The 14,115-nt window shown below is 41.9% G+C and carries 14 protein-coding genes and 1 other RNA gene; 9 read left to right on the top strand and 6 right to left on the bottom strand.

What is annotated here, in order from left to right; all coding sequences use genetic code 11:
- The first annotated feature begins 19 nt into the window (after positions 1-19).
- From AB1A65_RS08695 to AB1A65_RS08685, 3 genes are all read left to right on the top strand, one after another.
- Positions 20-2,074, top strand: a complete 2,055-nt coding sequence (locus AB1A65_RS08695) for a DUF349 domain-containing protein (RefSeq protein ID WP_366587885.1) — start codon at positions 20-22, stop codon at positions 2,072-2,074.
- 74 nt (positions 2,075-2,148) lie between these two features.
- Entirely contained in the window at positions 2,149-2,778 is a 630-nt protein-coding gene (locus tag AB1A65_RS08690; protein WP_366587881.1) for a cation transporter, read from the top strand.
- Between the two features lie 43 nt (positions 2,779-2,821).
- Positions 2,822-3,646, top strand: coding sequence for a class I SAM-dependent methyltransferase (locus AB1A65_RS08685; RefSeq protein WP_366587879.1), 825 nt, complete (start codon positions 2,822-2,824; stop codon positions 3,644-3,646).
- Between the two features lie 3 nt (positions 3,647-3,649).
- Here the strand turns inward: AB1A65_RS08685 and rny are convergent, their stop codons facing one another.
- The 4 genes from rny to AB1A65_RS08665 all read right to left on the bottom strand — a co-directional run bounded on the left by rny (position 3,650) and on the right by AB1A65_RS08665 (position 6,036).
- Positions 3,650-5,221, bottom strand: a complete 1,572-nt coding sequence (rny, locus tag AB1A65_RS08680; RefSeq protein WP_366587877.1) for a ribonuclease Y — start codon at positions 5,219-5,221, stop codon at positions 3,650-3,652.
- 52 nt (positions 5,222-5,273) lie between these two features.
- Positions 5,274-5,383, bottom strand: a non-coding RNA gene (gene ssrS, locus AB1A65_RS08675) — 6S RNA.
- Positions 5,384-5,438: 55 nt separating this feature from the next.
- The gene (locus AB1A65_RS08670) at positions 5,439-5,732 is read right to left on the bottom strand and encodes a cell division protein ZapA (protein ID WP_366587875.1); all 294 of its coding nucleotides are present in this window, start codon (positions 5,730-5,732) and stop codon (positions 5,439-5,441) included.
- Between the two features lie 13 nt (positions 5,733-5,745).
- Positions 5,746-6,036: a hypothetical protein gene (locus tag AB1A65_RS08665; RefSeq protein ID WP_366587873.1), complete on the bottom strand. Its 291-nt coding sequence runs from the start codon at positions 6,034-6,036 to the stop codon at positions 5,746-5,748.
- Positions 6,037-6,204: 168 nt separating this feature from the next.
- Here AB1A65_RS08665 and AB1A65_RS08660 point away from each other — a divergent pair, with 168 nt between their 5' ends.
- Genes AB1A65_RS08660 through AB1A65_RS08650 form a run of 3 tightly spaced genes read left to right on the top strand, consistent with a single transcriptional unit; the run spans position 6,205 to position 11,032 of the window.
- Positions 6,205-7,896, top strand: coding sequence for a M23 family metallopeptidase (locus AB1A65_RS08660; protein ID WP_366587870.1), 1,692 nt, complete (start codon positions 6,205-6,207; stop codon positions 7,894-7,896).
- A gap of 4 nt (positions 7,897-7,900) precedes the next feature.
- Positions 7,901-10,369, top strand: a complete 2,469-nt coding sequence (locus AB1A65_RS08655) for a carboxypeptidase-like regulatory domain-containing protein (protein ID WP_366587868.1) — start codon at positions 7,901-7,903, stop codon at positions 10,367-10,369.
- Between the two features lie 9 nt (positions 10,370-10,378).
- Positions 10,379-11,032, top strand: a complete 654-nt coding sequence (locus AB1A65_RS08650; protein ID WP_366587865.1) for a hypothetical protein — start codon at positions 10,379-10,381, stop codon at positions 11,030-11,032.
- Between the two features lies 1 nt (position 11,033).
- Here the strand turns inward: AB1A65_RS08650 and AB1A65_RS08645 are convergent, their stop codons facing one another.
- A complete protein-coding gene (locus AB1A65_RS08645) occupies positions 11,034-12,182 on the bottom strand; it encodes a cysteine desulfurase family protein (RefSeq protein WP_366587862.1) in 1,149 nt (382 codons plus the stop codon).
- Positions 12,183-12,292: 110 nt separating this feature from the next.
- Between AB1A65_RS08645 and AB1A65_RS08640 the strand changes: the two genes are divergently transcribed.
- Positions 12,293-12,820 carry a hypothetical protein gene (locus tag AB1A65_RS08640; RefSeq protein WP_366587860.1) on the top strand — a complete coding sequence of 176 codons (528 nt, stop codon included), beginning with the start codon at positions 12,293-12,295 and terminating at the stop codon, positions 12,818-12,820.
- Between the two features lie 2 nt (positions 12,821-12,822).
- On the opposite strand, the gene AB1A65_RS08635 is transcribed toward AB1A65_RS08640, so the two are convergent.
- Positions 12,823-13,365 (bottom strand): Smr/MutS family protein, encoded by a 543-nt coding sequence (locus AB1A65_RS08635; RefSeq protein ID WP_366587857.1) that lies wholly within the window; start codon positions 13,363-13,365, stop codon positions 12,823-12,825.
- An 80-nt stretch (positions 13,366-13,445) separates the two neighbouring features.
- Between AB1A65_RS08635 and AB1A65_RS08630 the strand changes: the two genes are divergently transcribed.
- Both AB1A65_RS08630 and AB1A65_RS08625 read left to right on the top strand, forming a co-directional pair.
- Positions 13,446-13,766: a DUF2752 domain-containing protein gene (locus AB1A65_RS08630; protein ID WP_366587855.1), complete on the top strand. Its 321-nt coding sequence runs from the start codon at positions 13,446-13,448 to the stop codon at positions 13,764-13,766.
- Positions 13,767-13,777: 11 nt separating this feature from the next.
- Positions 13,778-14,104, top strand: coding sequence for a CCC motif membrane protein (locus AB1A65_RS08625; RefSeq protein WP_366587853.1), 327 nt, complete (start codon positions 13,778-13,780; stop codon positions 14,102-14,104).
- Positions 14,105-14,115 lie beyond the last annotated feature (11 nt).

Here is a 14,115-nt window from a genome sequence, read left to right as displayed (position 1 = left end):
AAAGGAAAGGAGACTACTAATGCAGGAAAATGATCATAAACTTCAGCAAGCTGAAGGTGGTACTGAGCAAATATCGGACAACACTAAGACTCCATTGGAAGAAAGCCCCATTTCTGAACCAAACGAGTCCGATGCCGCTGTAGCTGAAAATACGGAAGAAACCAAAACAGAAAAAAGCTCACCGCCCGAATCCAAAGATGAGGCGGATAAAGCTTCCACCAAAGACGATTCCAACGAAGCCATTGATGAAATAGATGAGTCCAACGCAGAGGATGCAGAGGATGCCGATAATGAAAAGCGGCATTACATCCCCATGCTGGACTACCATGCCATGTCCATGGAGAATCTTGTGGGTGAACTACAACGATTGGTCAAAAATGAAAAAGTACAGGCCATCCACAAGCATGTGAGCTCCATTAAATATGAGTTCGACCAAAAGTTTCAGGAGTTTTTGGAACACAAAAAAGAAGAGTTTATATCCAAAGGTGGAAACGAAATAGATTTCAGGTATAATTCGGTTGCCAAAAGACAGTTCAATGAAGTGTACAGTGATTATCGTGAAAAACGGGATCATTACTACAAGCAACTGGAACAAAACCTAAAAAGTAACCTTCAGAATCGACTTCATATCATTGAGCAATTGAAAGGGCTCATCGATGTTGAAGAGGATATCAATACCACCTACAAGAATTTTAAGGAGCTTCAAGAAAACTGGAAAAATGCGGGTCCCGTTCCGCGGAGCAGCTATAATGATGTATGGCGGACCTACCACCACCACATGGAAATCTTTTATGATTTCTTGCACTTGAACCGCGAGCTGCGCGATCTGGACTTTAAACATAATCTTGAAGAGAAACAAAAATTGGTGGAGCGTGCCGAAGCCTTGGCCGATGAGCCCGATTTAGGCAAAGCATTCCGAGAACTCCAGACCCTTCATAAAATCTGGAAGGAAGATATAGGCCCCGTGGCCAAAGAACAGCGGGAAGAAATTTGGGAGCGTTTCAGCAATGCTACCAAGGCCATGCACCAACGTAGACAAGAACATTTTCAAGAACTGGAAAAAGTCTACGAGAAGAATCTGGAGAAAAAACAGGAAATCATTGCCGATATTGCCAAAATTGCAGGGAATGTTGCCGATAACCATAGAGGTATTCAACAGCAAATCAAGGAGGTAGAGGCACTACGCGATTCCTTTTTTAAGGCAGGCAAGGTTCCTCAAAAAGTAAATGAAGAAACGTGGGGTTCCTTTAAAGAAGTTGTCCGAAAATTTAATCGGAACAAGAATGCCTTCTATAAAAACCAAAAAAAGGAACAGCACAACAATCTTGAAAAGAAAAGAGAATTGCTGGAGTTGGCCGTGTCCTTGAAAGATAGTGATGATTGGGCTACCGTTACGCCGCAGATGAAACGTATCCAAAGCGATTGGAAGAAAATAGGCCATGTGCCCCGAAAGTACTCTGATAAAATTTGGCATGAGTTCAAGAATGCATGTAACCACTATTTTGACCGTTTGCACGCTGAAAAGAACGACGCCCATAAAGAAGAGTACGAGAATTTTGAAAAAAAGAACAGTTGTCTGGAACGCTTAAAAGCCTTTCAATTAAGCGGCGATAAAAAGAAAGATTTAGCAGCCATCAAAGAATTTTTGGATGAGTGGAAGCAATACGGACGGATTCCGTACAACAAAAAACACATTAATGGCAAGTTCAACAAAATCATTGATGCCCTGTTCAAAAAAGTTGGTGTAAGCAAGCAAGAATCCGAATTGCTCAAATACGGCAACAAGGTTCAAGAACTTGCCAAAACAGAAGACAACCGCGCCATTGGGAACGAAAGGGTCTTTATTCGAAGGAAAATCAACGACAGTAAGTCGGAGATACGTCAATTGGAAAACAATTTGCAGTTCTTCTCGGATGACTCTGAGGACAATCCATTGGTCAAGGAGGTGATCAATAACATCAATAAACAGAAAGAGGCCCTTCAAACATGGAAGGAAAAACTCAAGAAACTGAATATCCTCGAAAACAAGCTGAATCGGGAAGCTGAGGAGGATGACAGCTCTGAAGAAGAATAAACCAACTTCCTTGCCACTTGTGGATTTCCGTTTTCTGTTTTTCTTGAGCTTTTGAAATGTAAATGGATTCCAAAATGACAGCTACCGGAAAATATTATCGAATCGCCTTCGGACTAGCAGTTTTCACCATTATTTACAACATTCTGGAAGGGTTGATTTCCACCTATCTTGGATTTGAAGACGAAAGCTTGGCTCTGTTCGGGTTCGGTGCGGATAGTTTTATTGAGGTCATTTCTGGCCTCGGGATTGCCCATATGATTGTACGCATCCAAAAACGACCCGATAGCAATCGAGATAACTTTGAGCAAACCGCTTTAAGAATCACAGGCTTTGCATTTTACGCTTTGGTAGTGGCCTTGGTAGCTACAAGCCTATACAATATATGGACAGGACACAAGCCACTGACCACATTTTGGGGCGTGGTCATTTCCATAATTTCCATTTTGGTGATGTGGGCTTTAGTCATGGGAAAAAGGAAGGTGGGTAAAGAACTGGACTCTGCCCCTATTCTGGCCGATGCCAATTGTACACTGGTCTGTGTATATATGTCCATAATTCTATTGGTAAGCAGTGGCATCTATGAACTTTGGGGCATTGCCTATATTGATAGTCTTGGTACCCTAGCCCTTTCCTATTTTGCCTTTCACGAGGGAAAAGAGTGTTTTGAAAAAGCCAATAGCGAGAAATATTGCGGCTGTGAGTAAGAGCAAGAAGAATTTCACTACCAATACCAAATAGTAGAGTACAATGAACCATCTTGACCAAAAAGTAGCAGAACATTATCACAAAGACGGCTTGTTTGAAGAAATTTTGACCCGTCTTGAAAAACAAAATCTGGATATAACCCAAATAAAGCGAGAAGATATAGCAAGTGTGGATGAATTTCATGTGCGAGGCGCTACAGTTTCCAAAGAACTGGCGAAAACCATTCCCATTGAAGGTAAAACGATACTTGACATGGGCAGTGGTATTGGAGGGCCATGCCGAATGCTCGCTGACGAATACAACTGTACGGCCACTGGAATTGATTTAAGCCCAGAATTTGTTCGTACGGCCAATGCACTTTCCAAACTGGTGGGATTGGAAGACAAAACCTTTTTTGTGCAGGGAAGTGCCATGGACCTTCCTTTTGAGGACAATTCCTTTGATGTAGTCTGGACACAACATGTTCAAATGAACATTCCTGACAAGAATGCCTTTTATAGTGAAGCTCACAGGGTTTTAAAACCCGGAGGTCATTTTTTGTATTATGACATCTTTCGAAAAAATGATGGAAATGTTTTGTACCCCATGCCATGGGCCTCACAAGAACCCATGAGTTTTCTCATAAAAAATAATGAGATGGCCCAAATTGTTGAAGGCTTAGAGTTGAAATCCATCTCTAAACAAGATCAGACTACAGCAGGGATTGATTTTTTTAAATCATTATTGGCCAAAGTCAAAGCATCTGGACCACCCAAATTAGGGTTAAATGTGCTGATGGGCGACTCCACGATTCCAAAACTCACCAATTTATTGGCCCATTTAGAAAAAGGACTATTGATGCTGGAGAGTGGAGTTTACCAAAAGTAAATCCTACTTGGCCACGTTCACGGAACGGGTCTCACGAATTACAGTAACTTTTACTTGACCGGGGTAGGTCATATCAGTTTGTATTTTTTGTGAAATCTCAAAAGAAAGCTCCGCAGCTTTGTCGTCACTCACCTTTTCACTTTCCACAATCACACGAAGCTCTCTACCTGCCTGAATAGCATACGCTTTTTGAACCCCGTTGAACCCAAAGGCAATATCTTCCAAATCCTTCAGTCTTTGAATGTAGGAATCCAAGACTTGTCTTCTTGCTCCGGGACGTGCACCACTGATAGCATCACATACTTGAACAATGGGTGAAATCAAGGTGGTCATTTCTATTTCATCATGGTGGGCTCCAATGGCATTGCAGACCTCGGCCTTTTCACCATATTTTTGTGCCCATTGCATTCCTAAAATGGCGTGGGGGGTTTCAACCTCAACCTCGGCCATGGGTACTTTTCCAATGTCGTGCAGCAATCCGGCGCGCTTGGCCAATTTTGGATTCAGCCCTAATTCGGCGGCCATAACACCACAGAGTTTAGCCACTTCGCGAGAGTGTTGTAATAAGTTTTGTCCATAAGAGGAGCGATATTTCATTCGTCCCACAGCTTTGATCAATTCTGGATGCAATCCATGGATGCCCAAATCGATGACGGTACGTTTTCCGATTTCGGCAATCTCCTCATTGATTTGTTTTTCGGTCTTTTTTACAATTTCTTCAATTCGCGCAGGATGGATTCGCCCATCGGTCACCAAGCGGTGCAAGGAAAGTCGGGCCACTTCCCTTCGAACTGAATCAAAACAAGAAAGAATAATGGCTTCTGGGGTATCATCTACAATAATCTCAACACCAGTGGCAGATTCAATGGCGCGAATGTTTCGTCCTTCGCGACCAATGATACGTCCTTTTACGTCGTCAGATTCCAAATTGAACACGGAAACGCAATTTTCAACAGCTTCTTCGGTTCCGATGCGCTGAATGGTATTAATCACAATCTTGCGTGCCTCCTGCTGAGCGGTGAGCTTTGCTTCCTCCAGCGTGCTCTGCATGTAAGCCATGGCATCTGTTTTTGCCGTTTCTTTCAAAGATTCAAGCAACTGACTCTTGGCATCTTCGGCGGACAGTCCAGATATAACCTCTAATTGTTGTACTTGACTTTTATGTAGTTTTTCAACTTCGGATTGTTTCTTGTCAAGGATTTCACTTTTATAATTGACCTCCTTGATTTGCTGCTCCAACTGATCGTTAAGCTTTTTGTTTTTGGCCAGTTCGCTGCTCACTTGGGACTCTTTATCTCTAGTGCGTTTTTCGGCCTCGCCTATCTTTTTATCCTTATTGATGATAACCTTTTCATGTTCCGCCTTCAGCTCCAAGAATTTTTCCTTGGCTTGAAATATCTTGTCTTTCTTAATGCTCTCCCCTTCCTTCTTTGCTTCATTTATAATGCTCGCTGCTTCTTTTTTGGCATTTGCAATGGTCTTTGTAGCCTTTCCCTTCTCCATCATCTTGGCTATTGCAAATCCTATCGCCAACCCTACAACAGCTGCTACGACAATTACTATGATAGTATCCATGTTGAATTATATTTGGTTATAAAAAAAGCCCACATTGATTGAAGTTTTGTACAAACTCCTAATTACAGGTTTAGGGCTAACAAGCTGCTCAAGGATCCCTATACAGGTAGGGCCTGCTTTTACAACTTAAACTCACCCTTTCTAATTGTTATAGTGTTGAGTTTGTCAAAAAATAATTACCAATGTGGGCAGTAACAATAATTTTATTTAAAAGAACTTATTCCCCGAGTTTGGAATGTACCAAATCGTCCAACGCCTTTAGGCGATCGAAAGCAGCTTTGGCACCTTCCGTGCGGTCTATACCGCCTTGCTCAATTTTAGAGGCAAACTGAAGGGCACACATGGCCAGAACATCCTGTTTGTCCCTAACCGCATAGTTTTGCTCAAATTTTTTAGCCAGATTCTCAATGTTCTTGGCCGCTTTACGCAATCCTTCTTCCTGCTTTGGGTCTATCGTCAACGGATACACCCTGTCAGCAATGGAAAGCTTTATTTTGAGCTTCTCATCCATAATTTCGGTCAGTCTAATCCGCTAATTTGGCTATACAAATATCCAATTCGCGAATCAGTGTATTTATTTTGAGCTTAGCTTCTGTTTTGCTAGTATTACCACCCAGCATTGAGCTTGCCATTTTTAAGGAATTGTACTTTTCTTCCCATTCCAACACGGCGTTCTGCTGAACTTTGTTCTCCTCTTTAGCGAGGTTCAATTCTTCCTTTAACTTGGCATTGGCCTGATGCATCAATTCCATTTTGTGCAGCAGTTTGCTAACCTTGTTCTCCAGAGAATCAACAATCTCAACTAGTTCGCCCATAATTGCAAACATCAATGCGTATGATACAAAGTTAACCATCCTTGGGTAACCTCGCAATAGTTTTCGTATATATTCTTAAAGTCTTGGTTTAAGTTCTGTAACGTATCTTAAATCTCTTTTTACAAATAAAAACATTGGTTATTTTCGTAAACTATAACAGAATTGACTATGCGCCGTACTATTTTTGGAGTTATTTTTTTAATGGTTTTTAAGCTTTCTGCCCAAGAAAAATATCCCCAAGGCGTGTTTCAACCCCCATTGGATATTCCCTTGGTACTGGCCGGCACTTTTGGCGAATTGCGTTCTAATCATTTTCATGCTGGAATGGACATAAAAACCCAGCAAAGGGAAGGGCTGCCCGTTTACGCCATTGCAGACGGGACCGTTACCCGGATAAAAATTTCTCACTGGGGCTACGGTAAGGCGTTGTACGTAGCACACCCCAATGGCTACACTTCGGTGTATGCCCACCTTAGAAAGTTTGGTCCCGAAATAGAGGAGTACATCAAAAAAATACAATACACCAAACAGTCTTATGAAGTAGAGGCTTTTCCCGATTATGGAGAATTAAAAGTGGCAAAGGGCAGTGTCATTGCATACACTGGAAATTCGGGCAGCTCAGCAGGCCCCCATCTCCATTTTGAAATCAGAAGCAGTGTGACCGAAAAACCTACCAACCCCCTGCTCTATGGCTATGATGTTAGGGATGCCACCAATCCAACCCTACTCGGGTTATACGGATATCCGTTGTCCGAAGATGCAGTGGTGAACCAAAGCGCTAAAATGATACAACTCAACTTCACCCGTCAACCCGATGGTTCGTTTTTGGCGGATAAGGTCAATGCGGTAGGGACCATCGGATTCGGAATCAATAGTTTTGACCGTTTGGACATGGCTGCCAATAAAAATGGGGTGTATTCGGTGAAGCAAACGGTGAATGGCAGGGTGTACACCGAATTTGATTTTGAAACATTCTCATTTGGGGAGACCCGCTACATCAATACCCTGATTGATTATGGTTATTTTGGAAAATATAGGGAGCGCATCCAAAAATGTTTTAAGGAGCCTTACAATTACTTGGGCATCTATAAAGAACTCTATAATAATGGTAAAATAGATGTGGAAGAGGGTATGTCCTACTCCGTTGAGATTCTTATCTCGGACATCGCAGGAAACGAAACCAAATTGGTCATTCCCGTGGAGGGTAAGCGGGAAATTCCAAAAATCAAAAAAGAAGAAGCAACAACAGAAAATTTTATCATCGCCAGCAAACCCAATAATTTTGATTTAGGGGCTGCCAAAGTGTATTTTCCTGCCAATACGTTTTATGACGATTTTTATATCAACCTAAAGAAAGGCAAGGACACGGTTACCATCCATGACAATAGCGTGGCAGCACACCGAAACTTTACAATCAGTTTTGACCCCTCGCAATATCCCTTGGAAGAAAGAAAACAATTGTTTATTGCTAGGCTGGACGACCGCCTTAGGCCCTCCTATGCCACCACCTATAAAAGGGATGGGGCCTTTACCACCCGAACCCGGAACCTTGGGGTCTATACCTTGGCAAGGGACAGTGTTGCCCCTACCATAACCCCTAAAAACTTCAAAGAGAAGCAATGGCTGAGCAATTACAGCTATTTGAGCTTGGAGATATCAGACGATTTAAGTGGAATTGACACCTATAGGGCCACATTGAATGGAAAATGGATTCTAATGGAGTACGAGCCAAAGACCAATACCATCACTTATAATTTTGATGATAATATCGTAGATGAAGCACAATGCGAGCTTGAAGTCATCGTTACAGACAATGTAGGCAACAGCAGTACTTTTACCAGTACCTTTTTTAGAAAATAACCTATTGATCCAGTCAAAGCCCATAAACCTTTTCATTTTACTGCTGTGGGCTACCGTTCTTCAGGGTCAGACCGCGACCGTTCTGGGAACCATTCTAGATGAAAACAACGAACCCATCGCCAACGTCAATATTTCTTCAGAGAATTTGGGTACGGTTTCGGATGAAAATGGCAATTATGTTCTGGAACTTGTGGCCGATGTCCCCAACACCATCACCTTTTCCCATATTGGCCATGCCGATGTGGTCTTACAAAACTTGATATTGACCACGAACGAAACCTTTGAGTTCAATCCGGTGATGAAAACGGATGCCATTCAAATTGCGGGTGTGGATGTTTCGGCAACTGGAAGAAAAAGCGTTGACGGGATTACCACGATCCCTCCAGAAATAGCCCGAAAAATTCCAGGAGCCAATGCAGGAGTGGAAAACATTTTAAAGTTGTTGCCAGGGGTATCCTTCAACAATGAGTTGAGTACCCAATACAATGTCCGTGGTGGCAATTTTGATGAAAACTTGGTGTATGTCAATGGTATTGAAGTTTATCGTTCATTTCTGATTCGGTCAGCCCAGCAGGAAGGGTTGAGTTTTGTGAACAGTGACTTGATTTCCGACTTACAAATCTCAGCAGGAGGGTTTCAAGCCAAATATGGTGACAAACTATCCTCGGTTTTGGACATTACCTACAAGACCCCTACCTCATTTGAGTTGCGGGCAGATGGAAGTTTGCTAGGTGCCAGTGGAAGCTTGGAAACCATTTCCAAGAACAAAAAGTTTACGAGCATTTCTGGTGTACGGTACCGAAATAATGGCCTTTTCTTAAACAGTTTGCAGACCCAGGGTAATTTCAACCCGCGGTTTTTAGACATTCAAAGTCATCTCACCTACCGGTTTTCAGAAAAGTTCCATCTTAATTTTCTTCGGACATTCTCCATTAACGATTACACCAATGAGCCGTTGACGCGTCAAACTAATTTTGGCACCTTGAATGATCCAAGGGCACTTTTGGTCTTCTATCAAGGACGGGAACGAAACAAATACACCAACACATTGGGTGCGTTAAAGGCCGATTTATTTCCCAACGACCATACAAAGCTTGAGTTCATCGCATCAACCTACCATACCCAAGAACAAGAATATTCTGATGTAATTGCCTCTTATGAGCTGGGAGAAGTAGATACCAATCTTGCCAGTGAAACCTTGGGCGAAGTGGTTAACCCACGGGGTATCGGTTCACAATTCAACCGCGCAAGAAACCAATTGGACGCTTTAATTTTCAATGTTTCCCATAGGGGCAAAGTTGCCAAAAAGGGAAAGGTATTGGAATGGGGGGTAAAATTCACCCATGAGGATATCAATGATCGCTTTCGCGAATCTGAATTCATCGACTCGGCCGGTTATATCATCCATCCACCAAATTCAGAATTGGTAAACAATCAGCCGGAAGAACCCTTTACCGGGGATATTTTACCCTATGAAAGTGTTCAAGCCATCAACGATGCCCAAACCAATAGATTATCCGGTTTTTTGCAATATGCCAAGCACACCAAATGGGGCGAACACGATATCTATTTTAATTTGGGAATGAGGACGCACCATTGGGTGTTAAAAGGAGATGGGTTTGAGAAAAATGCCCAAACCCTATTTAGTCCAAGGGGACAATTTTCCATTAAACCCAACTGGAAAAATGATATGCTGTTCCGTTTGGCCATTGGAAGTTACCAACAACCCCCATTTTACAGGGAACTCCGCGATAGCAATGGTAACATCAACCCGAATGTAGAGGCGCAAAAATCCACTCATTATGTATTGGGAAGCGAATATAGTTTTACGCTTTGGGACAGGCCGTTTACGCTTATCAGCGAAGCGTATTACAAAGATATGACGAATGTGAATCCTTATACCGTTGAAGATGTCCGTATTCGGTATGCCGCCCAAAACAACGCCACGGCCTATGCGCTTGGTTTTGATTTTAGATTAACCGGGGCTTTTGTGCCCGGCACACAGTCATGGGTTAGCTTGGGCTACCTTAAAACAGAGGAAAATTGGGACAATCGAGGAAATATTTCAAGACCAACCGACCAACGTTTTAAGTTTGCCGTACTTTTTCAGGATTATGTGCCCAGCATACCCAACGTTAGGCTTTACCTAAACCTAGTATACAACACAGGGGTACCAGGCGGAAGTCCCAATTACGCAGACCCCTATAATTTTCAGAATAGATTAAGAGATTATAGAAGGGCCGATATGGGAATTTCCTATATTTTTGCAGACGAAAAAAATAAACACCCCAAAGGACATTGGCTCCACAGGTTCAAGGAATTCAGTGTTGGTTTTGAAATTTTTAATATGTTCAACAACCAGAATTCCATTACCAATACATGGGTGCGGGATGTAGATACCCAAACCCAGTTTGCCGTGCCCAACTTTTTAACAGGGCGTATTCTTAATGTAAAGTTTGGAGTGCGTTTTTAAATAATATCCATGAAGAAAGTCGTTTCCATGATTGTGTTTTTGACCGTTGCCTTGGCATCGGCCCAGAAGAACATTTATGAGAACAGAAAATTTGATGAGCTTACGGATGAGCATGAAGTGTTGGCCATTATGCCCTTTATTGCCCATTTGGAACTGAAAGAGGTGGTTGACCGTGATGAGTTGAGGGTATTGGCCGAACGCGAAGGATACGCCGTTCAGAACGCATTGGAAACTTATTTCTCAAAGCGGAAGAAGCGGAAAAAGTTCAATGTGGACTTCCAGAACATCGTAAACACCAATGCCATTCTGGCCCAAAACAATATCACCTACGACAATATCGATATCCACACCACCCAAGAGTTGTGCAAGATTCTTGATGTTGACGGAATCATCAGTGGGAACCTCAACCTGAACATTCTACTTTCTGAAGGTGTTCCTACAGACTTCAACCTACTCGATTATTTTAGTGGGGATGCCAACTACGGGCGAATTGGTGTGAAAATCAGTGATGGTGAAACGGGAAAATTGCTGTGGAAATACGAAAACGAAATCTCCAAAAAAACCGGCAAAAACACCAATGAACTCATCGATAAAATGATGAAAACGGCTTCCCGTAAATTTCCCTACGACAAGGAGAAAAAACGAAAGAACAAGGACGGATAATTTAGCTTTCGGCAAATTCCTTGAGCACCTGAACGGTATAGTCCAGTTCTTCCTTGGTATTGTACATGGAGAATGAGAAGCGTAAAGAAGGTTTTTCCAACTCCTCTTCTGGTAGGATTTCCGTAAGCACATGAGATCCCAAATTGCTTCCGGATTGACATGCACTTCCTTTGGAACAGGCAATGCCCTTCATATCTAAATGAAATAAGAGCATCAATCCTTTTTGCTTATCAAAAGGTAATCGCACATTGACCAACGTATAGGTGCTTTTCTCTAAATCCGCAGAAAGTCCATTGAAAACCGCATCTGGAATTTCTTGCTTTACCTTTTCGATGAAATAGTGCTTCAATTCCTTAATAGTTTTAATCTCTTCATCCAGATGTTCATAAGCTTGTACAAAAGCTTCCTCCAATCCAACAATATTATGGAAAGGTTCCGTACCAGCCCTAAAACCACGCTCTTGAGAGCCTCCAAAAATCAGGGGTTTCAAACCAGAGTTTTTACGGATAAAAGCAAACCCAATACCTTTTGGACCATGAAATTTGTGTGCAGCCGCCGTCATAAAATCTACCGGTACGGTTTGTACATCCCAAGGGTAATGTCCAATGGATTGTACCGTATCTGAATGAAAAAGTGCTCCATGTTCATGACATAGCTTTCCAATGGATTTAATATCGATGATATTCCCTATCTCATTGTTCACATGCATTAAACTGACCAGTTTTTTGGAATCATCTTGGGTCAACAAGGTTTGCAAATGATTCAAGTCAGGGTTTCCATCTGCATCCAGCCCCACAAACTTGAGCGAAATGCCATATTCCTTTTCCAATTCTTCTGCCGTATGCAGCACGGCATGGTGTTCAATTTTGGAAGTAATCAAGGTTTTCACACCCAAATCACGAACCGCACAACGTAAAATCATGTTGTCCGCCTCGGTTCCACCGGAGGTGAAAATAATTTCTGATGGTTGTGCATTCAAGGTTTTGGCAATGGTTTTTCTTGCTTTTTCCACTGCGGTCTTTGCCGATCTTCCAAAACTATGGGTAGATGATGGATTTCCGTAGTACACGGCCAGGGCCTCTTGCATTTTTGCAATGACTTCATCCCTTACCTGTGTGGTTGCCGCATTATCCAGATACACTTTTTGCATGGGCTGCAGTTGTTTTTTGAGGGTTCAAAAATACGGGAAATAAAGTTAATTTCTTTTAAAGTATTCATCTGGATTGGGCTATTAAATTGGAATTGCTTTAAATTTGGCGCATGGGAAAATATTTCTTTTTGTCCCTCTTGGCAGGGATACTGTTTTCTTGCAGTGATGGCGACCTACAAATTGAGACTATTGATTTTGATAGCGTTGCCATTCAGTTTTGCACGGCACCACAAACGAGCGTGAAAAATATTATGTTCAAAATAAATGATGACGAGGCCCTAATTTTAGAGCTTCAAAGTGGCGTATTGAATAAGGGTGTCGTTGGAGAAACGATTATCACTGAAAGTTCAGTTCCCAGTCAATCGCAAGTTACGTACCGAATTTTTTCTGATGCTGTCACCAAAAATTACTTCTGTGATGCCATCCCTACTACCGAACCTACGGTGGTGGATGAAATTGAAGCCGAGGATGGCACCGTAATCATTCAAACTGTTGCCAACGAAGACAATACCGAGTTTGTGCATACCATTCAGTTGAGTGGGATTTCCTTTGTGACGGATACGGATGAACGGATTACCGACCTTACCATTAGTGAGTTTGGCGAGGTGACCACCGCCGTACCCGCACCAGCGGAATAGAACTACCCATTCTGAAAAATATAGACCTCCGTAGCACCCAATCCATATTTTTGGTACTCGGCATCATAAAACTTCAGGTTGTCATACTTATTAAAAAGGTAACAGAGCTCTTCTTTTAGGATTCCTTCTCCCACACCATGAATAAAAATAACTTTTTGGATGCGTTTTTCAATGGCGAAGTCTAATTGTCGCTTGGCCGTTTCAAGTTGAATGTTGAGCATATCAAAATTACTGAGGCCTTTGCTGGATTTCACCAATTGGTGAATGTGCAGGTCCACCTCCATTTTAGGAGCATTACGTTCTTTTGGCTTTAGGGTAGGCGCTTTCCTTTTCTTGGGTTGTTCCTTTTCTTTTTTCACCTGAATCACTTCATAATTGGAGACTTTTATCCCTTTTTCCACCTTCACCAATTCCTTTATTGGATAGCTTAGGGGAAAGCCTTCTGAGGTCAACAATGTGGCCCTATCCCCTTCAATGGATTCCACCCGGCCAGAAATGGCTTCGTCCAATACCTCTACTTTATCACCAACCGCAATTTTGCCCATACATCAATCTCAACTAAAAAAATCTTGAAAAGTTAATCCCATAAACAAAAATAATAGTATTTTTCTTCTCAGTTACAGTGATGATGTACCTACAACCAACCATTTTTTTATTCAATCTAAAGGATTATATGCTCCCTTGCCTCAACAAAAAGTTATTTGGGCTGGAGTGTCCTGGTTGCGGTATGCAGCGTTCGGTACACTTGCTTTTTCAGGGTGATTTTGTGGGAGCTTTTAAGATGTATCCTGCTATTTATCCCATTTTAATTTTATTGGCCTTCTTGGTTTCCAACATTTTTGTGAAGTACAAATTTGCGGACCAAATAAAATTGATTCTCATGCTCACCACAGCTACGGCCATATTAGTGAGCTATCTATTAAAAATGAACAACCTTTTTAATTAAAAACTTAAATTATGGAACAACAAAAACTCCCTAACGCAACGCTGATACTTGTCTTTGGTATCATCTCCATTGTTACATGTTGCTGCTATGGGGTCTTAGGGCTAATTTTTGGAATTATCGCACTGGTCCTTGCCAATAAAGCTATGAAACTTTATGCGGAAAACCCCGAAATATATGAAGGCCTCCAGAATGTAAAGACCGGTAGAATCTTGGCCATAATTGGTATTGTGCTCAATGTAATATACCTCATACTGAACATCATTTTAATTACAACCTTTGGGTGGGAAAACATGCAAGATCCTGAAAGGATACGTGAAATTCTAGAGCAATATCAATAAATACTATAAAC

Source organism: Allomuricauda sp. ANG21 (assembly GCF_040705235.1).
Classification (GTDB): Bacteria; Bacteroidota; Bacteroidia; order Flavobacteriales; family Flavobacteriaceae; genus Flagellimonas; species Flagellimonas marina.
Note: the sequence above shows the minus strand (reverse complement) of the source record. Positions and strands in the feature narration are given on the sequence as shown.